This window comes from Rhizobium sp. 01T417, assembly GCF_056398905.1.
Genome location: NZ_JBFTQH010000026.1, coordinates 1 through 25,668, shown reverse-complemented (window position 1 = coordinate 25,668; position 25,668 = coordinate 1). Strand labels below are relative to the sequence as shown.

Here is a 25,668-nt window from a genome sequence, read left to right as displayed (position 1 = left end):
CCCCCGACGACAAGCGCCGGAGGGCCCTCGGGAGGAGCTGTTAGCTGCCAATGCCAAGCTTCTTGCAGCCTTCCGCGTAGCGGTCGCCGCAAAGCTGTTCGGGTGTCTGGATCGGCTTGCCGTTGACCGTCTTGTCGATGATCTCGGCCTTGAGGTTTTCGGCCGTCACGAGTGCCGGCGTGAACAACTGTGTCGGCGTGTCGAACAGCTTGGTATCGGCCTTTGGCGTTTCGCCGGCAAGCAACTGCATCGCGACGTTGGCCGCAGCGGCAGCAACGATCTCGCTCGGCTTGGAGATGGTGTTGTACTGGTCGCCGGCGATGATCAGCTGCAAGCCGGCAATCGTCGCGTCATTGCCTGTCACTGGCGGGACCGGATCCACACCAGCCGCCTTGAAGGCGGCGACCGCTCCACCGCCGGTACCGTCATTTGCCGCCACGACGCCGATGATCTTCTTGCCGAAGCGGGTGATCTGGCCACTTGCCCACTGCTGAGCCTTCGGGGGCGCCCATTCCGGTGTGTCATATTCGGCCAGAACCTGGTATCCGCCCTCAGCGATGCCCGCATGGATGCCCTTCTTGATCAGGCCGGCGGCCGCGTCGGTCGGCGAGCCGTTGATTTCGAGCAGACCACCATCTTCCGGCTTGACGTTGTTCTTCTTCAGATGCTCCACGAGCGATGCGGCAATCATCTTGCCGATCTCTTCATTGTTGAAGGAAACGTAGTAGTCGGCTGCTGCGGACGGGATCGGGCGGTCATAGGCGATGACCTTGACGCCCTGACTCTGTGCCATCTTCACCAGCGAAGCAGCAGCGGTGGAATCGACCGGGTCAAGTATGATTGCCTTGGCACCCTGCGAAATCGCAGAGTTGAACTGCTGCTGCTGGCGCGATGCGTCGCCGTTGGCGTTCTGGTAGATTACCTTGCAGCCGGCGCAGAGCTTTGCCATTTCGGCCTGGAAGCCCGGGAAATCATGCTCTTCATAACGTGTCGAGCTCTGGTCGGGCATCAGGAAGGCGACGGTCGCGTCCGTGACTTTGGCCGATTGTGCAAAAACGGACGTTCCACTGAGAAGGCCCAGCGCCAGAACCGCGGCGCCTGCGAGTTTCGTCGAAAGTTCAGTCATTTTCGGTTTCTCCATTGAAGAGATCGATTGTTGCGGTTACTGACTCAGACCCGTGGCTGGCCCGAGTTCGAAAGCGTACAGAGCCCCGGTCCGAAGCTGACGGTCAAAGACGGCAGCCGGCCGCACTTCTGAGCTGCACCTGTTTCCAAATTTGAAGACAAGCGATCCCTTGCGGAGGCCGCCACGGTCTCCGTTCGCACTTGCCCTCAATGTGTCCTGTCTCCTCCCGTCCTCCTTGAGTTAGGCGGCCTCCACCGCTTTTTCGTTTTGTGCCCTCAGGGCTCGGAACCTTGAGGGCGGCATCCCTTTCTGCGCGAGAAAGTGCCTGTTGAAATTCGAAAGGTTGTTGAAACCCGATGCGTAGCAGATATCGATCACCGCCAACTCCTGGCTGCTCATCAGCAGTTGACAGGCGAGGTTGATGCGCAGGCGGTTGACATACTGAACCACCGAGAAGCCGGTGTGCTTGCGAAACGACCTGGAAAATGCGCTCGGCGTCTGACCGGCAATCGCCGCCAGATCGGTCTCGGAAAACGGTTCGGTCAGGCGCTCGCGGATATATGCCAGCGCCTTGTTGGTGCCGATCGACATGTAACCGGAGGGATCGGGCTGGTAGTCGGATGTCGTGAGCGCGACGTGATTGCTGGCGCCGGTCAGGAGTTCGACGAGTTGCATGAAGAGCGCGATGCGACGGGCACCCACGGCCTCCAGCATTTCCTGCATGATCGGCTTTGCAAGTTGAGCCGTCTCGAGCGGGAAGAGCACGCCCCGACGGCTATCGGCAAGCACCGAGCGGAATCCCTTCAGCTCCGGAAGAATGGAAAGCAGGCCATCGATGAAGGCCTCGGAGAATTGCAGAACCAGGCATCGCTGGTCGATGCGCCGGTCGTCGACAACGTCGCTCACCCAGTTGTGGGGCAGGTTTGGGCCAGTCATGACAAAATTTCCCGGCTGGAAGTCACCGATGAAGTCGCCGACAAAATAGCAGCCGGACGTCTCGGTGATGAGGTGGATCTCGTATTCGGGATGAAAGTGCCACCGCACCGTATGATAGGGATATCCGTGCGACCACATCTTGAAGGACTCGCCGGATCGTATCTGGACGACTTCCAGATCGGGCTCTGATACATCCCGCATACGACAACCCCTCCCTGGGATACACTTAGCTGCCAGGCCTTGAACGGAGGAGCTCTCCCGGCTCCATCCCGCGACCATGGAAGAAGTTTAGCCGGATGCGACAGGGGGCTCCACCACATTTGACCTCGCCGGCCGATACTTTTTTGTCATCCGATTTAGCGTTACCTAGATGCCCCCTGACATATTTCCAGCTGAATCTGCTTTTGCGGCCGGCGACCGCGGCCGCTGTGGTGGGAGAGAATGCTCTGGCAGGGGAGACACGTTCTCGTCACCCTTTCCCTCGGGCGAAGAGGACCACATGGTCACCGGCATATTGCTCGCCGTTGAATCGGGGCTTGCGATCCCTTGACGCTCACGAACGTCAGACCGGCTCAATCTGAATGTCAGGCTCGAGCGTGCTCCGGGACGGCGGGCGCCTTGGTTGCCTCGCCCTCAAGCAACCGGTCCACGATCATCCGGCCGATCGGGATGGACGAGGTTGCCGCGGGTGAGGGGGCATTGCAGACATGCAGCATTCGTTCGGTCTGCTTGAAGAGAAAATCATGGACCAGGCTTCCGTCGTCCATGACCGCCTGGGCGCGAATGCCAGCCTGTGGGCTCTGCAGGTCATCAAATGTCAGGGACGGGCAATATTTCCGGCATTCGGCAAGATAGCGGGCGCGCGATGCGGAATTGGCGAATTCTGACATTGCCGAGCGCCAGTTCCTCCGGGCCATTTTCCAGAAGCCGGGAAATGTCGTCATACTGGCGACATCAGCGATCGCAAAGCTGCCCTTGGGGTAGCCCTCGCGCGAAAAGCCAAGCACTGCGTTCGGGCCGACGGTCATGCCACCGTCGATCGTTCGCGTCAGGTGAATTCCGAGGAACGGCAGATCCGGATCGGGGATTGGATAGATCAGGCGCTGTGTGACCTTCGCCTTCGATGCCGGCAGTGCGTAGTATTCCCCCCGGAAAGGCACGATCCGGTGGCTGATCTTCACGCCGGCCATCAATGCGATGCGGTCCGATTGGAGACCGGCGCAGGCTATCAGTCTCCTCGCTTCGACAGGACCGGACGCGCTTTCGATGCGCACGCCCTTCTCGTGTTCGTGAATGGCTATGACTTCCGTTCCGCGCCTGATTTCACCGCCTCCGGTCTCGATCGCCCGTGCCATGGCACGGCAGACAACCGCATAGTCGACGATCCCCGTGGAGTGGACGAGAAGGGCACCGAGACCCGCGATATTGGGCTCATCGGTTCTCAGTTGCGCCGTCGACAGCCGCGCATAGTCGATGCCGTTTTGCCGCGCCCTGTCCTCAAGCGCCTCCATGCGTTGCATCTCCGCATGATCCGTCGCGACCAAGAGCTTTCCGCAGGTTTCGAAGGGGATGCGATTTTCCGTGCAGAAGCGCTTCGTCGCCTCGGCGCCCTCGCGGCAAAGCTTTGCCTTCAGCGAACCGGGAGCATAGTAAATTCCGGCATGGATGACGCCACTGTTGTGGCCTGTCTGGTGTCTTGCAAGCTCCGGCTCTTTTTCCAGGATTACGATGCTGGTGCCTGGCATTTTTTCCTGCAACGCCATGGCGACCGCCAAACCGACGATGCCGCCGCCAATAATACAATAATCATACATCTTGCCGCCCGACTCCGACTGTTGCCTGTCGCAAGGCTAGCACTCGCTCGCCACGCCGTCTTGAAGTTCTTATGACGTAACTTGCTCGTCAGGCGCGGGCATAGAGCGCGCGGTTCTTGTTGCTGGGGGGCGCATGTCGACGCCATCGTCGCGGGAAATTGGCAAAGGGCGGCCGGGTTCTCACCGTCAGAACGAAAAGAACCCGCTGAAGAAAGCGGGGTTGGAGTTTGAACCCCGGAAGTCGCGGTTTCAGGGGCAATAGAGCGTTGAGGCCTCGCGGGGAAGAAGATACGCAAAGCCCAACCCCAAACGGATAGGGCGCGCCCGTTGGTTCCCATCTCTTTTAGAACCTCACCCGAGGCGGGCTTATGACAGGAGGCCTCCCCGGCGGGGGTTGGCGCAAGGGGGGCCTCCTGTTACGGCGCACCTTCGGGACGCCGGTCCCGAAAGCGCCCCACACTAAACTTTATTTACAGTCCTGCTAATATAATTTCTCGGCAGACCTGGACGAAAACGAACCCTCTCCCCCATGTTGCGACCTCTTGTTTGTCAAGGAGCGCGCACTCAGTATTCCGATTGAATCTCTTGAGGTCGAAATAGATGAATGGCATCTCCGCCTCGCCATGCGTTCGGGGCAAATCAGGTTTCGTTTGACGTTACGGGCTACATCGGCACCGTCGGCCGACGAGAACGGCCAGTGGTCGCCGCACAAATCCAACCCGCGCAGCATAGGGACAAAGGGGCCAAGCCCGCGCCGTTCCAGCTCGTTGAACGCTTCGTCGGCGCGGCGCCCCCTGCCAGAAGTCTATTTCTCGCGTGTCGACAGGACGTTGCGGATGGAAAAGCTGGAATTGATCCGCAGCACCCCAGGCAGGGCAGAAAGGATTTCCTTGTGGATTCGTTCGAAAGCGCCGGCACTCTCGACGTCAACGCGAAGCAGATAGTCGGACCCGCCCGTCATCAGGAAGCACTCGCGGATCTCCGGATACTTGCGCACGGCGGCTTCGAAGCGATTGAGGTATTCCTCCGTCTGACGCTCCAGTGTGATCTGGATGATGACCGCAATTGCTTCCTCACCCACCACATCAACTATGGCTGTATAACCTCTGATGATACCTGCCTTTTCCATCAGGCCTATACGACGCAGGCAGGCAGAGGCGGACAGGCCGACTTCCTTGCCGAGGTCGACATTGGACATCCGGGAGTTCAGGCGCAATTGCCGAATGATTTTCCTGTCGAGAGCATCAATCTCATACATTGTCGCCTCATCTATTCGCGCCGCGGATGTACCGCCTTCATCCAGCATCGATTGCGTCGGCAATCCATCGCATGGGATGTTCACCCCGAATAGAAGAGAATCGCGTCGTTTGGCAACGGCATGAAAAGCCGGAGACCATCGCCTCGTCTTCGCCCTGCAGCTGGCCCGCCCACGAAAGATCAAAAGTCTGCCTGCTGAGGGCTTGGTGCCGCTCCTGATGGCCAAACATTCCGGCCATGCCGCAACATCCGGTTGCCGCAATTTCGACCGGCGCGCCAAGAGCAACAAGAACCCTCTTCCAGTCCATCAGGCTGCCGCCAGCGCTTTCGCTGCAATGGACGAACAGCTTGCGGGGCAATCGCGCCGCGGTCAGCTTCGGCAGGGCGCGTCCCTGGGCGATTTCCTCGCTCAGGAATTCCTGGACAAGAAGAATAGGTTCCCCCGCCAGGCCGGCCTTTTTGTATTCCTGGCGGATCATCATGACGAACGCCGGATCGACCCCCACCATCGCCCTGCCGGATCCGGCAACTTCGTCGATCGCCGACCTCAGCTTCCTGGCCTGCCTGATGAACCGGGTTCTGTCGCCGAGCACATGGGCCGCCTTTCCCCCCGGGGACATCGCAACAAAAACAGGCCGGTAGCCAAACCGGCTAAGACCATCTGCGAGCGCCAGGGCTGCCTGTGTGTCGAAAAGCGCCGTGAACGGATCCTGCCAGATGAAGACCGTTTCCTCGTGCCATTGCCGTTTTGCGATCTCTTCGGCGGGAAAGGTCTGATAGCCGCCTCTGCCCACATCGTGAAATGCCAGTGAAGGAAGGTCGCGCAGACCGGACAGTGTCTCCATCAGCGGGTTGAACAGTCTTGTAAAAATCGCCGCGAATCTTCTGTGACGAACCAGAACCGGCGAATATTCCTCCAGCAACAACGCTGCCTTGTCCGCCAGTGATCGCCGACGCTTCCGATAGAGCCGGTCGAGGAAATGCGATTTCATCTCGGGTATGTCGACCTGAACCGGGCAACTCGTCGCACAGGCCTTGCAGCCAAGGCATCCGTCGAGCGCGGCCAGGACATCATCCTCCAGTTCCTCGGTCGCATGGCCGCTCTGATGCATCTGGTGCCAATGTCTCAGCGCGTCGGCGCGGCCTTTCGGGGAATGGCGAAGGTCACGGGTCGCCTTGAACGAGGGGCACATGACGGTGCTGCGCTGATAGCTCAGACACTGTGCATTGCCGTTGCACTTGAACGCCAGGCTGAGAGGATCGCCGTCTTCGGTGTTGACGCTGCGGAACGGGGTCGTCTCGATACCCATCAGGGCCTCGGGGTCCGCGACGAGCTTTCCCGGGTTGAAGCGCTGCCCTGGATCGAATGCCCGCTTGATGCGGTTAAACGCGTCGTAGGCCGTGGCACCAACGAACTCCGCCAGATAGGCGCCGCGCACGCCCTTGCCGTGCTCCCCCCAGAAGATGCCGCCATGCCGGCGCGTCAATTCGAACACGCCGTCCGAGATCGCCTTCATGATTGCCCTGTCTTCGTCGCGATCGATATTGAGGGCAGGGCGGATGTGCAGGCAGCCAACGTCGACATGCCCATACATGCCAAAGTTCAAGCCGTTGGTGCTCAGCAGCCCCGTAAAATCCCTGACGAAGGCGGCAAGGTTTTCGACAGGCACCACGCAGTCCTCGACGAAAGCGATTGGCCGGCGCGTGCCACCGACCTTGCCGAGCAACCCGACACTTGCCGCCCTGACCTGCCAGAGCGCAGCCATTTCGATATCATCAACAGCCACGTGGCTTGCGATTGCGCCGGTAAGCGTCAGCGCGCTCTTGCGCAGGACTTCAACCTGCCGTGCGAGATCGGCTTCGTCGTCTCCGACGAACTCCACGAAATTATAGGCGATCGGCTGCCCGTCGCGAGCGCGAAGCCCGGCAGGCAGCGCCTGCAGAATTCCGGCCGTTTCGGCCAGGCCCTGGACCCATTCGTCCATGACTTCGATCGCCAGCGGATCATGCGCCAGGAGGGCACCGCCCGCATCAAGTGCCGCGGCAAATGTCTCGAAGCCGATGACGACCAGTCGCTTGAATTTCGGCTTCGGCAGCAGACGCAATCTTACCCGCGTGACGAGACCGAGGGTGCCTTCCGCGCCGATCGGTAGCCGCCACCATTCGAGATCGCCTCCAGGCGGTTTGGCCCGCTCGAGATCGTAACCCGTAAAACGCCGTGAAAGCGCCGGCACCTTTTTCAGCAGTGCTTCGCGACCCGACTGACAGGCCCCCTCGATCTCCAGGAGCATTGCATGAGCCCAATCGGGCGGCGGCGCGGCACTGTCCAATGTCCGTCCGCCGTCGAGAACGAGCTCCATTCCGAGGATATTGTCGCTGGTCTTGCCGTAACGCCGCGACCCCTTGCCTGATGCATCCGTGCTCACCATGCCACCAATGGTGCAGCGGCTCGCCGTTGATGTCGTCGGCGCAAAAAAGAGGCCGGTCGACGTAAGCTGCGAATTCAGTTCATCAAGAACGATGCCGGGCTCCACCTCTACCCACTGCTCTTCCACGTTCACCGCCAGTAGACGGTTCATGTACTTCTGAAAGTCTACGATGATGCCGGCATTCAGGCTCTGGCCGTTGGTGCCCGTGCCGCCACCGCGCGCGGTGACGGGAACGCCGCTGAGATCATCAGTATCGAGGACACGCATCAGCCGTCGCACGTCCTCGGCATCGCGTGGGGCAACGACGATATCCGGCGCGATCGCATAGACGCTGTTGTCGGTGGACATGGCTGCGAGAAGTGCAGCATCCCTTGCGACGTCGCCACGAAAACCCTTTTCCTTCAGAAGAGCAGGAAGTCGTTCAAGAGCAGGATGATAAAGGGGCTTCTTCATGTTCTGGTGTATTATCGCTGTAGTCCAGGGGCATCACGGAAGGGCATTGAACCACAAAGACGATGTTCGTATAATTAGAAAGATATGAAGGTATTTTCGGAAAATACGAACTTGGCCCTGCGCCATCCTTGGGCCCCGCTAACGGTGGTATCCGATCCGGTAAGCAATGATCTCAAACTCGCAAAACAATCATTCTGAGCCGGGGTAAAAGATGATTCGAGTATCAAGGTGTCCCTGCGTCCCGCCTCGACCAACCCCCGCTGAACTGGAGCTATTTCTTCCATGAAGATATTTCCAGAAAACACGAACATCGGTTTGCGCCACCTGAGGGCAGCGCTGACTGTCATGGATGAGGGGTCCTTTACCCGAGCTGCGCTGTTGCTCGGGGTCGTTCCCTCAGCCTTGACCGAAACAATTCGGACACTCGAAGCAGAGTGCCGGACGGCAATTTTTGACCGGAAATCTCGTCCGATACGAGCGACTGAAGCGGGTCAGGAATTCCTGGAGGGCGCACGCGATATTCTCGCTCGTTTTGAGCTTTCGCTTGCAAATGTGCGACAAGTAGGCGGTCTCAAGCGGGGGCGGGTGCTCATAGGCGCTGCGCCATCCGCCGTCCTTGCTCCGCTTTCTGAAGCGATCATTAAATTCCGCTCGGATCATCCTGGGATCGACGTCATTGTTCACGACGACGTTGCCGAACGCCTGGCCAGTCTGGTTGTGGACGAAACGCTTGATTTCGCATTGGCCGGGCCGGGTTTCAAGTCGGCCGAATTGCATGAAGAAAAGATCAGCGAAGATAAATTTGGTCTCGTTTGCCATAAAACCCATCGCCTGGCCCAGTCTTCAGCTTCGGTCCTTCTGTCCGACATCGATCCAGATGACCTGATAGTCCTCGACGGGCAGGCCGGTATTGCGAGGATGCTCGCGGACTGCCCTGACCTGCCGCAACAGCTGACCGTCGGCCGCATTCAAACATTCAGCACCATCGCCCAGTTGACCTTGATCAGTCGCAACGCTGGCATAGCCCTGCTGCCACAGCAGGCTGCCGATGTCATCCAAAGTGACGAGATCGTCTTTCGCGAGATCGCCGACCTACACTTGGTGCGCTCGCTCTATCTCTTAACCCGCACTCGCTCGACTTTGCCCCCCGCGGCAAAGCGCTTTATCGCCTACCTCACTTAGCACCCTCTCACAGGACAAGTGGGATCTTGCCTGACAACAGTGGGCTCAGGACAGCGCGAAGATTCTCACCTCCCTCGCTATGCCCTGAAGTTCCTCCATTCTGGAAACCGACGTGATGCCGCTGTCATGCAGGATTTCTGAAACGTGGGTATCCCCGACAATCGCTTCCGTCGTCATGATCACATTGGGATCAGCAAGGCCCTGTACGCGGGAGGCAATATTGACGGTCTGACCGAAGTAGTCCTGCCTGTCGTTGAGATTGACTGCGAGACATGGTCCCTCGTGGATGCCGATCTTCAGGAGAAGATCGTCGCTGCCGTGCTCGGCATTCAACCGAAGCATCGCCTCGCGCATCCGGAGCGCGGCGGCCACTGCGCGGTCCGGGCTCGGGAAGGTCGCCATGACCGCGTCGCCGATTGTCTTGACGACCGCTCCGGTCTCCGCGGCAACGATCTCGTGAAGGACCCTGAAGTGCGCTCGTACCAGATCGAATGCGGCAAGGTCACCGACGCGCTCGTAGAGCGCGGTCGAGCCTCTCAAGTCAGTAAAGAGGAAGGTGAGGCTGGTAATCTTGAGGCGCTGGTCGACGTCAAGTGTGTCGGTCCGATAGATGTCCCGGAAACTCTGGTTCGACAGGAGACGTTTCGCCGTGAGAAAAGCGCGCCTGCGACTCAGCAGGTCGTGTAGCTCGTCTCCTGCAACACAGACGTTCGGTATCACCCTGCGTTCGGTGTGGTTCTCAAGCATGAGCCGCAGTGGGCCAGGACGAAGCGGGACCGTTTCGTTTAGCGCATGCGCCTTGCTGATGACCATCGACAGGTTTTGCCGCTCGTCGGTGGGCTCCCCCTTCACGTCGATGAACTGCGCCGCGTGCGTTGCCGGATCGAAGATGATCACGAATTGCGCCGGCAGGTGCAGTGAGAGGAAAGCCTTCTCCCCCGGAGCCAACTCGATCATCTCCAGTTGGATGCGTGCGAACCTTGCTTCGAAGTCCTCTGGCAGGTCGACTCCGGAACTGAAGAAGATCTGTCGGTAGTATTCAAGCGGTGAAAGCCGATCGGGCTCGTGGGCAGAAATCCTGCGAACCCTTGGACTGACCGTGAACGTCACCTCGACCATTTCGTCGAGGGTTGGTTCGTATCCGGCCGCGCAGAGCGCGCACTGGTACGTTTCCTGATCGACTGTTTTCAGAGTTGCACCGGTGTCCAGGACGCCGCCGCAACCTGGGCAAAGGACATTCCAGGTCATGTCGAACGCGCCAATGCGCGCTGCATGCAGAAATGCTGCGATCGTCTTCTCTTCGTCGAGATGATGCTTGTCAGCAAAGGCGAGGACATTGATGCGATTAAGATCGCGATCGGACCCATGCGTGACTACGCGCTCGATACAGTCAACCGTCTGCGGGTCAGCAGCCTGTCGCAGGGTGGCAAAAAGCGCGTCCACTTCATTCATAAGACACGGTCTCCGTGTGCGTAACCACAAGGGAAAACGCCAACACCCGAATTGTACCACGGAATTTTCTGATCGAAATCTCGCCACCAATGAGACTGGATCGAGGTCATTCAAAAGCCGGGACATTGTCTTTCGAGAGATCGCCGATTTTCGGCTTGTCCGCTCGCTCTACCTGTTGACACGAAGCCGCGCGAGCCTGTCTCCTGCAGCAAAGCGGTTTATCAGTTGCCTTTTCCAGCGGGTGCCGCACGAAACGCTCAATGATCTGATGAAAATTGCGAAAATACGACCGCAATTACTTGTTTCCATAACGGATTGAGCGAAACTTCCGTTTGACGAACGATATCCTCACCCAAGGTAAATCGGGACCGATCATGGACAGCAGTACCTTCAACGTGACGCTTGCAACGGATGCGGCGTCCTTTCCATTGACGTTGGCGCCCCTGCCGTAAACTGCCGACGGTCTGGAGCGCTTTTGCCAACGCCGTTACATCTGAGCTGACGTCTTTCATTTTCTGGGGTGCACAATGAAGATCACCGTTTTGGGCGCCGGCGTCATCGGCGTCACCACAGCCTACTATCTGGCAAGATCGGGACACGATGTAACGGTGCTGGAACGCCAGAGCGGACCAGCGCTGGAGACGAGCTATGCCAATGCCGGTGAGATCTCGCCGGGTTACGCGTCGCCATGGGCCGCCCCCGGAATACCTCAGAAGGCCATCAAATGGCTCTTCATGAAGCATGCGCCGTTGATCATCAGCCCGACTGTCGATCCGGCCACCTGGGCCTGGGTGATGGCAATGCTGCGCAATTGCACCTCCGCGCGCTATGCCATCAACAAAAGCCGAATGGTGCGCATTGCCGAATATAGCCGCGACTGCCTGATTGAACTGCGCGCTGAGACCGGCATTCCGTATGACGAGCGAACCCAAGGAACCCTGCAGCTCTTTCGCACGCAAAAGCAGCTGGACTCGATCACAAAGGATATCGAGGTTCTTGCAAAGGACGGCGTCCCGTTCGAGGTGCTCGATCCGGCCCAGTGTGTTGCCGCCGAGCCCGGGCTTTCGCCGGTGAAGCACAAGATCGTCGGCGGACTGCGTCTTCCCAATGATGAGACCGGTGACTGTTTCAAGTTTACCAATGAACTTGCCAAGCGTGCCGAGGCACTGGGCGTCCATTTCGTCTACGGAACAGATGTCCACAAGCTGCGGATCGACAACAACAGGATCAGCGCGGTGGAAACATCGCGGGGCGTGTTCGATGGCGATGCGGTCGTGGCCGCATTCGGCAGCTTCACGCCAAGCCTGCTGAAGCCGCTCGGACTGAAGATCCCGATCTACCCGGTGAAAGGATACTCGATCACGGTTCCGATCATCGATGAAAGCCGCGCACCGGTCTCGACAATCATGGACGAGACCTTCAAGATTGCCATCACCCGCCTTGGCGACCGGATCCGCGTTGGTGGCATGGCCGAAATCTCGCGCTTCAACAAGGACTTGCCGACGTCCCGCAAGGCAACGCTCGTGCATTCCGTCGAGGATCTGTTTGGTGGGGCAGGGGATCAGAGCCAGGCGCAGTTCTGGTGCGGCCTGCGCCCGATGACGCCCGATGGCACGCCGATCATCGGCAAGACCGTCTACGACAACCTTTACCTCAATTCTGGCCACGGCACGCTTGGCTGGACGATGGCGTGCGGCTCCGGCCGCGTGCTGACAGATATCATCAACAGGGCAAGACCGCAGATATCGATTGAGGGTCTCGATCTCGGCCGCTACGGCTGAGGAGACGAAAGGCAGAATTCGTACGCTATCCTGATAAAATACCGGCGCCGCGATGGCAGCGCCGGGGTTTCACGATCGGGTGGTCAGCGTGCCGCCCAGTTGGCACCACGCCTGAAGATGGTCTTCATCTGAGGCACCGAGAATTCCTTGGCCTGGTGGCCAAGCGAGGAATAGAAAACGCGGCCCTTGCCGTATTTGCGTTTCCAGGCGACGGGCATGACGACACCATCGATCCAGTAGGCGTGATCACCGGTGAACCTCGTCGTGGCCAGCACCTCATTCGAGGGGTCGACGTGCATATAGTATTGCTCGGACGTATAGGGGAAGTCGGCAATGCCTTCCATGATCGGGTCGTCCGGGCGAGTGACATTGACGGTGTAGTCGATGATGTTGCCGGGGTGTGCGACCCACTGGCCGCCGATGATGAACTGGTATTCGACGCATTCGCGGAAGCTGTCACCGGCGCCGCCGTGGTAGCCGGCAATGCCGACGCCACCCTCGATCGCGGCTGCGAGGTTCTTGATCTCTTCCTTTTCGATCTTCGACATCGTCACGATCGGCACGACGAGGCTGAGATCATGGACGGACGGATCCGCAAAAGCCTCGGTCGTGTGCTCGACGTAGACCTTGAACCCGTCTTCCTCCAGCATGTCCTTGATGATTGCGGCGCATTCCTGCGGCTCGTGGCCACTCCATCCGCCCCATACGATCAGTGCTTCACGCATAGTCTTCCTCCTGATGATTACTTGGCCAGTCGCCCGTCGACGAGCGACTGTGACAGCGGCATTGGCCGCTCTGTTTGAGTGGTGATGGCAACCGTGCGCCCGCTCTCGGAGGCAGCGTGGAAGGCCTCCATGACCTCGAGGACATGCAGAGCCAGGTCGCCGTTGGCACGATGCGGCCGGTTCGAGCGGATGGCATGGGCGAGATCCGCAACGCCGATCGAGCGATAATTGCCATCGCCATAGGGCGCCGTCAGCGGCTGCTGTTCGAAGGCGCCACCTTTCTTCAAGACTTCAACATCGCCTCCGAAGTGATTGGGATCGGGAACGATCAGTGTGCCCTCGGTGCCGTAGATCTCCAGTGGCACATGCTTGTGTCCGGCAACGTCGAAGCTCATTCCGATCTGTACGACCGCACCATTGGCGAACGCCATGAGACCAGCGACATGGGTGGGCACGTGTACCGGAATGTGCTCGCCGTTTCTCGGTTCGCTTGTGATCACGCGCTCCTTTCGCGGCGTGATGGCGAAGCCCGCCACCTGCGCGACCGGTCCGAAAAGGTTGACGAGATCGGTGATGTAGTAAGGGCCCATATCGAGCATCGGTCCGCCGCCGACCTCGTAGTAGAAGGCCGGATTTGGATGCCACCGCTCGTGGCCGGGGCACATGAAAGTTGCTGTGCCGCCGACCGGCTGGCCGATGACACCCTGATCGATGAGGGCACGCGCCGTCTGATGCCCGCCGCCGAGAAATGTGTCGGGAGCCGCACCGATACGCAATCCCCCGGCCTTGGCGGCTTCGGCGAGCTTCTTGCCCTCCGCGAAATTGATGCCCAGCGGCTTTTCCGAATAGGCATGCTTGCCGGCCGCAAGCGCCTGCAGGCCGACGGCAACGTGAGCCTTCGGGACCGTCAGATTGACGATGATTTCCACTTTCGGATCGGCAAGAAGCTCATCAATCCTCTTTGCCGGCACGTTGAATTCGCTGGCCTTGGCTTCTGCCAATGCGTGGTTGAGATCGGCCACGCCGCGAACCTCAAGGATGGGGAAGGATGCCATCGCTTTCAGATAGGCGCCGGAGATATTGCCGCACCCGATGATGCCGATACCGACTCGTTCCATGATTTCCTCCCGTTGGATGTCGTGATTTTGCTGCTCAGAGCGCTGGACCAGTGGTGTTCCAGGGCGACTCGTAGAGTTCGTAAAGGGCCACCGCAGCAGCTCCTTGCGCCCAGAAGTCGTCCGTCGAATCGTCGAAGACGAGTTCGGCAACGCCCTTCAGCGATGGCGGAACGGCGAGCGCATAGGCGTTGCGCAGGCTGTCGAGAAATGGCTCACCAAGCGCAAGGCTGGAACCGACGAGGATGACGCGGGGCGGCGCAAACAAGGTGACGATGTTGGCGATCGCAACGCCAACGGCTTCCCCGGCCCGGATGGCAGCACCAATCAACGTACTGTCCTCGGCCTTGATGAGCGCCTGGGCATGCGTCATGCCGCGTCCAAGCTTGATGGCCTCGGCAAAGCGGCCACTGGCCGGCTGCTCGCCGAGGATTTCGGTTTCGCCAGCCTGGCTCGACAGCCGCACGACCCCGTTGGGCCCCATGCCAAGCACCAGGTCGCCGAGATTGTGGCTGAGGCCGCCAGCACCACGAAACAGCTGATTGTCATGAAGCACGCCGAGACCGAGTGTCTGCTCGAGCGAAATCAATACCATGTCTTCCAGGTCACGGGCCTTGCCGAACCAGTGATGGGCAAGCGTGATCGCATGCGCATCGCTTTCAACGATGGTCGGGGTATCGAGCCTGGTCGTCATCTCGCTTGCGAAATCGACATTCGTGTCGCGAAAGATCGGGCTGCTGCGGATATGGCCGGTTCGGTGCTCGATCACGCCGGGAAGGCCAAGGCAGACGCTGTCGACATCCTCGAGCGAAAGGCCGGCATCGACGACGCAGCGACGCACCCCGTCTTCGACGAGGTCTGCGATCACGCCGATCGGCTGGCGGTCGATGCGGATCGGCAGGGTGATTTTCGACAGCACGTCGCCACGGAAATCGGTCACCACGAACACCAGGCGGTTGGCCGCGATCTTCGCCCCGACGACGCGCGCTGCATCGGGATTGAGCTCCAGCATGACGCGCGGTCTTCCGCGTGCCGCCTCGTTGCGAATATCGCCCTCGTGGCGCGGCAGGATCAGCCCGTCGTCGAGCAAGGAAGCAGTGATCGCCGAAACGGTCGTGGTCGACAACTGCGTGCGTTCGCTGATCTCCACACGCGATATGGGCCCGTGACGCCGGATCGTGTCCAGCACGTTCAAGCGATTGATCGCGCGCATCAATTCGGGATCTGCGGTCTTCATCAGGTCGGTCAGGCTCTTCAATGTTAGCGCGGCGTGCGGCGCTCATATTTTCAACGGTATGCGAATTAAATAGCGCGCCAGCAGCCCCTTCTGTCAAGGCAAATCTACCCGATTTCAACGAGGGGAGTTGACATTCGCCAAAACCTCCCGATGATTTAATCCGCATAAGGGAAAAATTGAAGAGGACGATTTTTGCCCTTGCTGGAGGAGAAAATCATGTTTGACCAAATGAAGGCGAAAGCCTTGCTTCGCAGCCGTTTCATCGCCCGCTCGGCGGCCACGGGACTGGCGCTCCTGATTGCTGCGGGAAGTGCCGCGGCAGACACCACCGTCAAGTGGCTGCACCTTGAGCTCGATCCGAACTATGTCGCGATCTGGCGCAAGATCGCAGACAAATACCAGGCCGAACATCCCGGCGTGAAAATCGAAATGCAGTTCCTGGAAAACGAGGCTTTCAAGGCCAAGCTTCCGACCCTCTTGCAGTCGAGCGATGCGCCGGATTTCTTCTACAGCTGGGGCGGCGGCGTGCTGAAGCAGCAGCTGGCGACCGGGACGCTCATGGACCTGACGGCGGCGATGAACGCAAAGGACGGCGCCTGGGTGAAGAGCTACAACCCGGCCGCGATCAAGGGCCTGTCCTACGACGGCAAGATCGGCGCCGTGCCTTTCAAGATGGGCACCGTTTCCTTCTTCTACAACAAGGCCCTTTTCGCCAAGGCCGGTGTCGATGCCGCCAGCATCAAGTCCTGGGATGACTACCTCAATGCCGTGAAGAAGATCAAGGATGCCGGCATCGTCCCGATAGCCGGCGGCGGTGGCGAGAAATGGCCTCTCCATTTCTACTGGAGCTATCTGGTGATGCGCAACGGTGGCCAGACGGTCTTCGACGCGGCCAAGACCGGTGAAGGGGAAGGTTTCAACGATCCGGCGATCATCAAGGCCGGAGAGCAGCTTGCCGAACTCGGCAAACTGGAGCCGTTCCAGCCGGGCTATCTCGGCGCCACCTGGCCGCAGACGCTCGGCGTCTTCGGCGATGGCAAGGCAGCAATGATCCTGGCGTTTGAAAACACCGCGGCCAACCAGCGCACGAATGCCGGTGACGGCAAGGGGCTCGATCCGGACAATATCGGCCGCTTTGCGTTTCCGGCCGTGACGGGCGGCGCAGGCGCCGTCACCGACACGCTTGGTGGATTGAACGGCTGGGCCGTGACGAAGAAGGCGCCGCCTGAAACGCTCGACTTCCTCGCCTATCTGACGAACGCCGAAAACGAGCGCGAGATGGCCAAGGCCGGCATGCTCATCCCGGTCGCCGTTGGTGCCGAGGACGGTGTGACCAATCCGCTGTTGCATCAGTCTGCCGAACAGTTGGCGCACTCGACCTGGCATCAGAACTTCTTCGATCAGGATCTCGGCCCGTCGGTCGGCCGTGTCGTCAACGATGTCTCCGTTGCCATAGTCTCCGGGCAGATGAGCCCTGCCGATGGAGCACAGCAGATCCAGGAAGCCTTCGAGCAGGATCAGCTCTGATCAAGACTATCGCGGCGCGGAGAAGCATCCGCGCCGCCCTCAATCTGAATGAGGAGGATCGGCTTTAATGACCACCATCAGCGCGACGAGCGTCATCCGTCCGCGCCCGACTTTAAGATCGTCGGCGCGCAGCAAGGATCCCAGCCTGGCGCGGCGCCTGCCTGTACTGGTTCTGTTTCTGCCGCCAGCACTGCTGCTGTTCACGATCTTCGTCATCCTGCCGATGGGCGAGGCGGCCTGGTACAGTCTCTACAAGTGGGATGGCTACGGTCTGCCGACACAGTTTGTCGGCATGCGGAATTTCGAGGTCCTGTTCAAGAACAGCGCCTTCATAACAGCATTGAAAAACAATGCCCTGATCATCGTTGTTTCCATTCTGGTTCAGATTCCGCTGGCGATCTGGCTGGCGATGATGCTGGCGCACCGGATCGCCGGTGTGGTCCTCTTCCGCTTGATCTTCTTTCTGCCCTATGTCCTCGCCGAGGTGGCGGCAGGCCTCATCTGGCGCTTCGTCTATGACGGCGACTATGGCTTGTTTGCCTCGGCTGCCCACCTCATTGGCGTCGAGACGCCCTATGTTCTGGCAGACAAGGACCTGGCAATCTATGCGGTGCTGGCCGTCGTCGTCTGGAAGTATTTCGGCTTTCACATGATGCTGTTCATCGCCGGGCTGCAGTCGCTCGACAAGAGCGTGCTGGAGGCTGCCGAAATCGATGGCGCCAGCGGCTGGCAGCGGTTCCGCTACATCACGCTGCCGCTTCTTGGTTCGACGGTCCGCCTGTCCATCTTCTTCGCCGTCGTCGGCTCGCTGCAGCTCTTCGACCTCATCATGCCGCTGACCGGTGGCGGGCCGTTCAACGCGACGCAGACCATGGTCACCTTCCTGTTCAACTTCGGCGTCACGCGCATGCAGGTCGGCCTCGGCAGCGCCGTCGGCGTCGTCCTTTTCGTCATCTGCGTGACGCTGGCCTTCGGCTACAAACGGATATTCATGCGCAATGACTGACATGGCCTCATCTGCCCGGACCGCGACCGGCACGAAGATCTATCTCTATGTCTCGCTGACGCTCATCGCGGCGATCGTGCTGGTTCCCCTGATGACGACGGCACTTGGCGGCTTCAAGGACCTCGGCGACCTCAGAACCAACCCCTTCGGGCTGCCTGCCGCATGGCATCCGGAGAACTATACCGACATTCTCTTCGGAGACCGCTACTGGCGACAGATGATGAATTCGCTGATCATCGCCACCTTGACTGTCTGCCTGACGGTTTCGGTTTCCGCCATGGCTGCCTTCACCTTCGCGCATGTAAAGTTCTTCGGCGCCGGCTTCCTGCTCAACTACTTCCTGATCGGCCTGATGTTTCCGGCCGCGACCGCCATCCTTCCCTTGTTCATCCGGATCCGGGACCTGGGCCTGTTGAATTCCTACTGGGGTGTTGTCCTGCCGCAGGTCGCCTTTGGCCTCGGCATGAGCATTCTCTTGTTCAGGAACTATTTTCGCAACCTTCCGGAAGAATTGTTCCAGGCTGCCATCGTCGACGGCTGTGGCTACATCCGGTTTTTCTGGCACATCTCGCTGCCGCTCTCGCGGCCGATCATTGCAACGGTCAGCATCATCTCCTTTGTCGGCAGCTGGAACAGCTACATCCTGCCGCTGATCATGCTGAATTCGGAAACGATGTATCCCTGGCCGCTCGGCATCATGGTTTATCGCGGCGAGTTCGGCACTGCCTGGCAGCTGGTGCTCGCTTTCATCACGCTGACAATCATGCCAACCATCATCGTCTTCTTCCTGGCGCAGAAGCACATCATCGCCGGCTTGACCGCGGGTGCGGTCAAGTCCTGAGGAGGGCTGCGCCTCAGCCGAAGACGAGTCCGCCATCGACGATGAGGTTCTGCCCGGTAACGGCGCGTGCCCAGGGGCTTGCGAAAAACAGGACCGCGTCAGCCATTTCCTCGGGGGTCGTCACTTGCCGGAGGGGGGTGTTTGCCGCAATCAGATCGAAGACCGCATCCGGTGTGGCGCTGCTCGCTTCGGTAGCGCGCAGCAACCCGCCCGAGACCATGTTGACGGTAATGCCTGATGGGCCTAGCTCTGCGGCCGCCGTGCGGGTCAAGGACAGAAGCGCACCCTTGGCAGCCGTGTAGTCATGGTAAGGCACCACCGGGTTCTGAAAGAGATTGGTGCCGATCGTGATGATCCGCCCAAAACCGGCAGTGGCCATGTCCGGGCGGGCAGCCTGGATCAGGTTCAAAGCCCCCTTCACGGCCGTATCGAGCTGTGATGTCATTTCACCCCAGGTCATTTGGTCGAGCTTCGATCGAGCGTCTCCGTTGAAGCTGAAGTCGGTCAAGGCGTTGTGCACGACTGTCGTCGGCGCACCGAGTGTATCCTTGACCTCGACCACCATGCGCCTGACGGCCTCGCTGTCGCGGACATCCGCCTGGAAGGCTCGGGCACGATCACCCAACGACGCGGCAAGCGCCTCGGCCTCGATGCGGCTGTTGCGGTAGTTGATTGCGACCTTCGCGCCTTGGCGGGCAAAGGCAGCAGCGATGGCGGCGCCCAGGCCACGCCCAGCCCCGGTGATGATGACGGTCTGTTCGCTGATTGCCAATGTCATCTCGAATGTCCTTCTCTCAACTTCCAAAGCTCATGAAAATGCTGAACCGGCCCGTGCCCGGAACCGACAGTCAGCGTATCCGCCTGCGCGACGGCATGGGCGAGGTAGCTTTTCGCATCCGCCACTGCCTCGGGCAGCGTCGCCCCCTTCGCGAGCTCGGCGGCAAGCGCGCTCGACAGCGTACAGCCGGTGCCATGCGTGTTCGCCGTCGGTATCCGGAGCCCCTCGAACCAGCTCAGCCCTGCGGCTGTCGCCAGGACATCAGGGCTTTCCTGGCTTGGCAGATGACCGCCCTTGACCAGCACTGCCTCCGGGCCAAGAGCACGCAACCTTTGCGCCTGCTCAGCCATGTCCGCGCGGGTATCGGCCGAAGGTCCATGCAGGAGTGCTGCCGCTTCCGGAAGATTGGGAGTAAGCAGCGTCGCGAGCGGTAGCAGCCGCCGGGTGAGGACTTCGATCGCAGACAGATCGAGGAGGCTAGCTCCGCCCTTGGCGACCATGACAGGATCAAGAACGATCGGAATGGCCTTGTGGGGTTCGATCGCATCGGCGACAGCGTCGGCGATTTCGGCATTGGCAATCATGCCGATCTTGATTGCATCAACGCGGACATCGGCAAACACTGCCTTGATCTGGTCGGCGACGAAGGCAGCCGGAACCAGATGGACCCCGCAAACGCCCTGTGTGTTTTGCGCCGTCAGCGCGGTCAGCGCCGCCATGCCGTAGACACCGCGGGCGGAGAAGGCCTTCAGGTCCGCCTGGATTCCGGCGCCGCCGGAAGGATCGGATCCGGCAATGGAGAGAACGTTTCGGATCATCGGTGAAGCTTTCTGATGTTTTCCGCGACCTCGCGAGCCGCCGCCTCAGGGTCACGCGTGCCGCAGATCGCAGAGACGACGGCAAGACCGTCAGCCCCAGCAGCAAAGACATCCCCGACATGAGCAGCCTTCAGCCCGCCGATTGCTACTGCGGGAACGGGGCAGATGCGCACGAGGCGAGCAAGGCCAGCGAAACCGATCGGCTCCTTGTGATCCGCCTTCGTTGATGTCGCAAAGACCGGGCCGATACCCGCGTAGTCGACGATTGCCGGATCGATCCCCGCGGCCAGTGCCTCGGTCTCAACGGAGAGGCCAAGGATCATATCGTCTCCAATCCGCGCGCGGGCAGTTGGCGCATCCATGTCCTCTTGCCCGATGTGCAGACCGTCAGCACCAATTGCGACAGCAGCCTCGACGTCATCGTTGACGATGAGCAAGGCACTCGTGCCAGACAAAGCCGCCTTGAGTGCCCGACCTGTTTCGATCATCAGGGGTGTATCGGCATGCTTGTCGCGCAGCTGGACAACGCTCGCTCCGCCAGCAACAGCCGCCCGCGCGGTCTCCACCATGCCGAAGCCGGCACAGAGACCGGGATCGAGGACGAGATAAAGTGAAAGGTCGATGGTCCTCATGCGGAACGCACCCTCGCATGGCGATCGAGGAGCGGGGCGTCAAGCGCTGCAAGCGCATCGAGAAACGCCGGAGAAAACGAACCGGGGCCGTCCGCCCTGCTGGCTGCCATCTCGCCGGCAACAGCAAAGGTCGTAAGCGCGGCAACCGTTGCCTCGAACGGCGCGGCAGGCCGGATCGCCGTGAATGCTCCGACGAGGCAGGTCAGTGCGCAACCGAGCGCGGTCACCTTAGGCATCAAGGCCGACCCGCCTTCAATCCAGGCAGCTCGTTCACCGTCGGTGACGAAATCGACGACGCCGGTTACCGCGACCGTTGCACCGTGTGTCCTTGCAAGCAGCCGGGCGGATTCCTCGGCCTGTTCGACCCCGTCACGACTGTCCACCCCCTGGCCCCGACTTTCGCCACCGGCAAGGGCGATGATCTCGGAGGCGTTGCCGCGAATGACCGTCGGACCGAGTTCCAGGAGCCGATCAACGGCCGCCCGGCGGAATAAGGTAGCATAGTGGGCGACCGGATCGAGAACCCATGGCTTGCCGGACTGGCCGGCGGCGAGGGCTGCCGCCTCCATGCCGCGCAACCAGGATGACGACAGTGTGCCGATGTTGATTGTCAGTGCGCCTGCGATCGCCGCAAACTCGCCAGCCTCTTCTTCGGCATGCACCATGGCGGGAGACGCGCCAGCGGCCAGAAGCACATTGGCTGCGATGTTCATGGCAACGAAGTTGGTGATGCAGTGCACGAGCGGCGGTTGCGCGCGCAACTCGCTCAGCAGCTTTCCCGGTAAGGTTTGATCTTGCATGGTGCGCCTTTCGATCGGGGAGAAAGGCGCGGGGACTGACGCAGCAGGCGAAACGTCCCGAGCGACTCCCTCCGCCGGCATTATCCGGTTCAGGTTCAAAGGGTCCTTCTCAGCCCATCTTTCGAGGGGCGCCCCTGTCTCTCATTGCCTTCTTCTCGCAGAGAAGCACGCGCCTGTCATCCAAAAAATGGACATCGCCGGGTGAGCCCGGCGATGCCGGGAAAGGCCCTGCAGGAGGCGCGCGGCGCCTGCCGGCCTCCTGGCGGTTGCATCACTCATCCGATAGCGCGCCATAATACAGCTGCCGGAAGGACTTGGATTTCCCCCTGCAAACTGCTCACTTCTGGATTGCGGTGAGCAACCTGTTACGGATTCCGGCGCCGCTTTTTGTTTGTCCGAACCATGGCACTTTCCAAAATTTCGGCGGTTATTCCAAAGTCGGCAGCTGTAAGCATTGTTGGACGGCAGCCGAAACAGTGATCGTGTTGCATTTACTTATTTTTGTTTACTTTCCAGGGATTGTGCCAAATGGCATACTCCCGCTCGCTGGGTAAAGGCGAGGTTCATGGGCGGCCGACGATTTGCGGTTCTGACCCACCAGACTGCTTGATTACACGCGGCCAATAGGCCGGCAAGACAATGCCGATGCAATCGTCCAACTCGGTTGGCGACCGAAGGGAGGTCTTGATGCGAACACCTCATGCTGCAGTCTCTGTATCGCTTCCTGCCGTGTGTGTTCTCCTATCTGCTACCATAACAACATTCTCGCCCGCTCCTGCTCGGGCCCAGTTCGTCTGCGCGAACACTGCAAGCTCGGGAGACGGGGCGACTGCCGGTGGTGCCAATGACGTCGCCTGCGGAACCAATGCGACAGCGGTGGGCGCCGCGGGAGCAAACTCCGCTTTCGGTGCGGGAAGCAGCGCGACAGGCGGAGCCGCCACTGCCCTCGGTACAACGACGAATGCTTCCGGTGCATCATCGGTGGCAGTTGGGCAAAATTCTCAGGCGACAGACAGGGGCGCGGTCGCGGTTGGTTTGGGCAGCAACGCCTCCGGATTCAACAGCTCAGCCATCGGGGAAAATAGCAGAGCTGCCGGCGCTGGCGCGACTGCCCTGGGGGTCGACAGCAATGCGCAGAGTGTGGACAGCACGGCCGTTGGTGTTCGAAGCCTGACGACGGGTGCCGGTGCGACTGCCATTGGGGTCGGCAGTCAAGGCACCAGTGTTGATACCTTGGCTGCTGGCGTTAGAAGCGTTGCCAGTGCTGGCGGCGCAGTCGCGCTCGGAGGTGACAGCAGTGCAAGTGGTGGCAATAGCACTGCGGTTGGTAATAGAAGTTCGTCCTCTGGCAATCAGGCAACAGCGATTGGATTTAACAGCAGTGCTCAGGGCCCCAATAGTCTTGCCCTGGGGACCGGCTCAGTGTCATCAGGGCAGAATTCGGTGGCGCTCGGAGCTGGTTCGTCGGATGGCGGTATCGCCAATGTCGTCTCCGTCGGGGCGCCGGCCGCCGAGCGAAAGATCGTCAACGTCGCGCCCGGCACGATTTCGGCGACCTCGACGGATGCGATCAACGGCTCCCAGCTGTACGCCACCAATCAGAATGTCGCCCAGAACACGAACGAACTTGCCGATCACGAGACGCGCATCACGAACAATACCAACGTTCTCAACCTCCATACGACTGAGATCGCCGGCCTCGATACGCGTGTAACCGCAAATACAAACGCCATCGATTCCCTGGACAATCGCGTCAGCAGCCTCGAATCCAGCATGTCGCCGATGAATGGACGCATCGACAAGGCCTACGAGGGCACGGCGATGGCGCTGGCGATGGGTGGGGGAACCCTTCCGAATGACAAGAACTTTGCGGTGTCCATCAATTGGGGCACGTTCGAAGGCGAGAACGCTTTCGCTGGCAGCGCTTACGCGCGGATTACAGAGAATCTGCTGATCCATGGCGGCGTCGGCGTAGGGACGAGCGAAGGTACCTTCGGTGGGACCGCGGGGTTGACATTCACGTGGTGATCGTCCGAGCGCTACAGCCGTTCGGTTCACGCGAGCCGAGATCCCAAACGATGCATTTGCCGTTCAAATTTATCCTCGCGGCGCTGGCAGTCCTTTGCATAGAGGCCTGCCTTGGAAGCCCCGTTCGCGCCGAAATCAAGAAATCCCCAAAGGAAGATGTTTCAAGAGCACCGCGTCCGGCAGATATCGATCGAAATGGCGTTCTTATCCTTGTGCGAAACACGCTTCTTGCCCTCGACCAGGCGAACAAGACTGGCAACTACACCGTTCTGCGGGAACTAGGCTCGCCAGGCTTTCAGGCCAATAATTCCGCGCAACTTGCAGAGATCTTTGCCTCGCAAAGAAAACAGGGATACGACCTGAGTGGCCTTGCGGTTATCGAGCCGCAACTAACCGTGCTTCCGCAGATCGAGCCAGACGGCAAGTTGCATATGGCGGGGTTCTTTCCGTCGGTGCCAATACAGGTGCATTTCGAGCTACTCTATGCGCCTGTCGATCGTCAGTGGAAGCTCTTCGGGATATCAGTGAACTTTGATGAAAGTGGCCCGGCCGCACCCGCAACAACCGACAATCGGGCCCAAAAGCCGGACGTTCCGGTGAAGCTTCCTGACCCGCCGACGCCTGCGGTCCGACCGAAAGCACCTTCTTCAGATTCGGGCCTTTGAGACGTCGACCTCGACGTCGTCGGGTTCCGGTTCCTGCACGGAAATGAGGACTGATCGATACGCCGGGCCATCAGATCTGCTCCCAACTGCTGGTCAAGCGAACTCCCGTGCAGGTCCAGGGGCGCGCCTGTGACAAGCTGGACAGATGATATGTCGGGGCCTAGTGTTCTGAAATGTTGGGATGTCGTCTTCTTCTCTTCGGTTTGATCGTGCTGTTCGCATGGACAGCAGGCGCGCAGCAGATGCCCTGTCCCTTTGAATATCCAGACACGCCGGTCAACCGGTCTCGCGGGGTGGTCGGCTGCTCGCTGCAGTGCGATCAAAAGCTCACGTGTCCCGGCCAGCAGGCGATCGAGCCACAAAAGCTCCCTTCGGCGCAGGCTCCCGGCAATGCGGTCAATGCGAGTGGAACTTGTCCGGAGGGGAAAAACTGGGATTCGAGAAGGAAAACTTGCGTCGCGTGCGCCGCGGGGGCGTCGTGGGATGCCAAGCGCTCGACCTGTTCCTGTGGGACCGGCCGGTTCGTTGATCCGAAGACAAAGCGCTGCGTCAGTTGTCCCGAGAATTGGGGTTGGGAAAAGGGGAGGTGCCTGTGCACTCGCAGCTTGAAATCCACCTTGGCGGGAAAGTCCTGCTCGCCCAAGCAGCCGGTCTGCAGGACCGACAGCGTTTGGGATGCCGAAAACAAGCATTGTGTGGCAGTGAAGCTGCGGAAGCCGAAGGCGTAGTTCGAGATGGATAGACGGCTCCAGACCCCGAATTGAGCTTGTCGTAGATCGTTCGTCCTGCGCGAGGGCAGGGGGCGCGAATTGCACGTAACATCCGCGTCGTTGCTGTAAGAGTACTTCACCAAAGCCCGGCCACCGTAAGGTGCTTGCGTTTCAATGAGGGAACCGGAACGTGATTGCAGCCCGTATTGTTCGGACACTTGCACCTTTGCTCGTCGCGGCAGTTCTTGCCAGCTGCGGTCATCCAAGCGGAGTCATGGCCCCTGTTGCGCTATCGGCGGCAACGCAGAATACCTCAAAGGTCAGCATGCTGGTCGCAACCACGCGCGAACCTTCCG

The 25,668-nt window shown here is 60.0% G+C and carries 22 protein-coding genes, 1 pseudogene and 1 riboswitch; of the genes and pseudogenes, 8 read left to right on the top strand and 15 right to left on the bottom strand.

The features are described 5' to 3' along the window. Positions 1-40 precede the first annotated feature (40 nt). From AC1DPR_RS22270 to AC1DPR_RS22250, 5 genes are all read right to left on the bottom strand, one after another. A complete protein-coding gene (locus AC1DPR_RS22270) occupies positions 41-1,126 on the bottom strand; it encodes an ABC transporter substrate-binding protein (RefSeq protein ID WP_112643212.1) in 1,086 nt (361 codons plus the stop codon). Between the two features lie 240 nt (positions 1,127-1,366). Then, on the bottom strand, positions 1,367-2,263 hold the full coding sequence (locus AC1DPR_RS22265) for a cupin domain-containing protein (protein ID WP_477817192.1): 897 nt from the start codon (positions 2,261-2,263) through the stop codon (positions 1,367-1,369). A 383-nt stretch (positions 2,264-2,646) separates the two neighbouring features. Then, positions 2,647-3,876 (bottom strand): L-2-hydroxyglutarate oxidase, encoded by a 1,230-nt coding sequence (gene lhgO / locus AC1DPR_RS22260; RefSeq protein WP_477817191.1) that lies wholly within the window; start codon positions 3,874-3,876, stop codon positions 2,647-2,649. Positions 3,877-4,681: 805 nt separating this feature from the next. Beyond that, complete coding sequence (locus AC1DPR_RS22255) at positions 4,682-5,134, bottom strand: Lrp/AsnC family transcriptional regulator (protein ID WP_477817190.1); 453 nt, start codon at positions 5,132-5,134, stop codon at positions 4,682-4,684. Between the two features lie 37 nt (positions 5,135-5,171). Continuing rightward, positions 5,172-8,015, bottom strand: a complete 2,844-nt coding sequence (locus tag AC1DPR_RS22250) for an FAD-binding and (Fe-S)-binding domain-containing protein (RefSeq protein WP_477817189.1) — start codon at positions 8,013-8,015, stop codon at positions 5,172-5,174. A 282-nt stretch (positions 8,016-8,297) separates the two neighbouring features. On the opposite strand from AC1DPR_RS22250, the gene AC1DPR_RS22245 reads away from it, so the two are divergent. Next, on the top strand, positions 8,298-9,197 hold the full coding sequence (locus AC1DPR_RS22245) for a LysR family transcriptional regulator (RefSeq protein ID WP_477817188.1): 900 nt from the start codon (positions 8,298-8,300) through the stop codon (positions 9,195-9,197). A gap of 45 nt (positions 9,198-9,242) precedes the next feature. On the opposite strand, the gene AC1DPR_RS22240 is transcribed toward AC1DPR_RS22245, so the two are convergent. Together AC1DPR_RS22240 and AC1DPR_RS22235 are read right to left on the bottom strand one after the other, a co-directional pair. Further along, positions 9,243-10,649: a DUF5939 domain-containing protein gene (locus tag AC1DPR_RS22240; RefSeq protein ID WP_477817187.1), complete on the bottom strand. Its 1,407-nt coding sequence runs from the start codon at positions 10,647-10,649 to the stop codon at positions 9,243-9,245. 257 nt (positions 10,650-10,906) lie between these two features. Further along, a complete protein-coding gene (locus AC1DPR_RS22235) occupies positions 10,907-11,161 on the bottom strand; it encodes a hypothetical protein (protein ID WP_477817186.1) in 255 nt (84 codons plus the stop codon). A gap of 15 nt (positions 11,162-11,176) precedes the next feature. Here AC1DPR_RS22235 and AC1DPR_RS22230 point away from each other — a divergent pair, with 15 nt between their 5' ends. Beyond that, positions 11,177-12,430 (top strand): D-amino acid dehydrogenase, encoded by a 1,254-nt coding sequence (locus AC1DPR_RS22230; RefSeq protein ID WP_477817185.1) that lies wholly within the window; start codon positions 11,177-11,179, stop codon positions 12,428-12,430. A gap of 83 nt (positions 12,431-12,513) precedes the next feature. On the opposite strand, the gene AC1DPR_RS22225 is transcribed toward AC1DPR_RS22230, so the two are convergent. From AC1DPR_RS22225 to AC1DPR_RS22215, 3 genes are read right to left on the bottom strand one after another with little or no spacing between them, the layout of a single operon-like run. Continuing rightward, a complete protein-coding gene (locus AC1DPR_RS22225; RefSeq protein WP_018858401.1) occupies positions 12,514-13,155 on the bottom strand; it encodes a ThuA domain-containing protein in 642 nt (213 codons plus the stop codon). Between the two features lie 17 nt (positions 13,156-13,172). After that, complete coding sequence (locus AC1DPR_RS22220; RefSeq protein ID WP_477817184.1) at positions 13,173-14,273, bottom strand: Gfo/Idh/MocA family protein; 1,101 nt, start codon at positions 14,271-14,273, stop codon at positions 13,173-13,175. A 34-nt stretch (positions 14,274-14,307) separates the two neighbouring features. Continuing rightward, positions 14,308-15,507: an ROK family protein gene (locus AC1DPR_RS22215; RefSeq protein ID WP_477817183.1), complete on the bottom strand. Its 1,200-nt coding sequence runs from the start codon at positions 15,505-15,507 to the stop codon at positions 14,308-14,310. Between the two features lie 216 nt (positions 15,508-15,723). Here AC1DPR_RS22215 and AC1DPR_RS22210 point away from each other — a divergent pair, with 216 nt between their 5' ends. The 3 genes from AC1DPR_RS22210 (at position 15,724) to AC1DPR_RS22200 (ending at position 18,881) form a co-directional block, all read left to right on the top strand. Then, positions 15,724-17,034, top strand: a complete 1,311-nt coding sequence (locus AC1DPR_RS22210) for an ABC transporter substrate-binding protein (RefSeq protein ID WP_018858398.1) — start codon at positions 15,724-15,726, stop codon at positions 17,032-17,034. Positions 17,035-17,101: 67 nt separating this feature from the next. Continuing rightward, a complete protein-coding gene (locus AC1DPR_RS22205) occupies positions 17,102-18,040 on the top strand; it encodes a carbohydrate ABC transporter permease (protein ID WP_477817182.1) in 939 nt (312 codons plus the stop codon). Continuing rightward, the gene (locus AC1DPR_RS22200; RefSeq protein ID WP_025661306.1) at positions 18,033-18,881 is read left to right on the top strand and encodes a carbohydrate ABC transporter permease; all 849 of its coding nucleotides are present in this window, start codon (positions 18,033-18,035) and stop codon (positions 18,879-18,881) included. Before AC1DPR_RS22205 ends, AC1DPR_RS22200 begins: the two co-directional genes overlap by 8 nt. A gap of 13 nt (positions 18,882-18,894) precedes the next feature. Here AC1DPR_RS22200 and AC1DPR_RS22195 read toward each other — a convergent pair whose 3' ends face one another. Genes AC1DPR_RS22195 through thiM form a run of 4 tightly spaced genes read right to left on the bottom strand, consistent with a single transcriptional unit; the run spans position 18,895 to position 21,909 of the window. Next, positions 18,895-19,659 carry a 3-oxoacyl-ACP reductase gene (locus tag AC1DPR_RS22195; protein WP_477817181.1) on the bottom strand — a complete coding sequence of 255 codons (765 nt, stop codon included), beginning with the start codon at positions 19,657-19,659 and terminating at the stop codon, positions 18,895-18,897. Continuing rightward, positions 19,656-20,477, bottom strand: a complete 822-nt coding sequence (gene thiD, locus AC1DPR_RS22190) for a bifunctional hydroxymethylpyrimidine kinase/phosphomethylpyrimidine kinase (RefSeq protein ID WP_477817180.1) — start codon at positions 20,475-20,477, stop codon at positions 19,656-19,658. Before thiD ends, AC1DPR_RS22195 begins: the two co-directional genes overlap by 4 nt. Further along, positions 20,474-21,109 carry a thiamine phosphate synthase gene (gene thiE / locus AC1DPR_RS22185; protein WP_477817179.1) on the bottom strand — a complete coding sequence of 212 codons (636 nt, stop codon included), beginning with the start codon at positions 21,107-21,109 and terminating at the stop codon, positions 20,474-20,476. Before thiE ends, thiD begins: the two co-directional genes overlap by 4 nt. Next, positions 21,106-21,909, bottom strand: coding sequence for a hydroxyethylthiazole kinase (gene thiM, locus AC1DPR_RS22180; protein WP_477817178.1), 804 nt, complete (start codon positions 21,907-21,909; stop codon positions 21,106-21,108). The genes thiE and thiM overlap by 4 nt, the downstream gene beginning before the upstream one ends. 49 nt (positions 21,910-21,958) lie before the next feature. Further along, a riboswitch (TPP riboswitch) is annotated at positions 21,959-22,055 on the bottom strand. A gap of 493 nt (positions 22,056-22,548) precedes the next feature. On the opposite strand from thiM, the gene AC1DPR_RS22175 reads away from it, so the two are divergent. Together AC1DPR_RS22175 and AC1DPR_RS22170 are read left to right on the top strand one after the other, a co-directional pair. After that, positions 22,549-23,937 carry a YadA-like family protein gene (locus tag AC1DPR_RS22175; protein WP_477817177.1) on the top strand — a complete coding sequence of 463 codons (1,389 nt, stop codon included), beginning with the start codon at positions 22,549-22,551 and terminating at the stop codon, positions 23,935-23,937. A 50-nt stretch (positions 23,938-23,987) separates the two neighbouring features. Next, on the top strand, positions 23,988-24,602 hold the full coding sequence (locus AC1DPR_RS22170; RefSeq protein ID WP_477817176.1) for a hypothetical protein: 615 nt from the start codon (positions 23,988-23,990) through the stop codon (positions 24,600-24,602). Positions 24,603-24,921: 319 nt separating this feature from the next. Here the strand turns inward: AC1DPR_RS22170 and AC1DPR_RS22165 are convergent, their stop codons facing one another. Further along, on the bottom strand, positions 24,922-25,578 hold the full coding sequence (locus AC1DPR_RS22165) for a hypothetical protein (RefSeq protein WP_477817223.1): 657 nt from the start codon (positions 25,576-25,578) through the stop codon (positions 24,922-24,924). Between AC1DPR_RS22165 and AC1DPR_RS22160 the strand changes: the two are divergent. Then, positions 25,503-25,668, top strand: a pseudogene (locus AC1DPR_RS22160) (esterase); the annotation flags it as partial. The gene AC1DPR_RS22165 and the pseudogene AC1DPR_RS22160 sit on opposite strands and share 76 nt — an antisense overlap.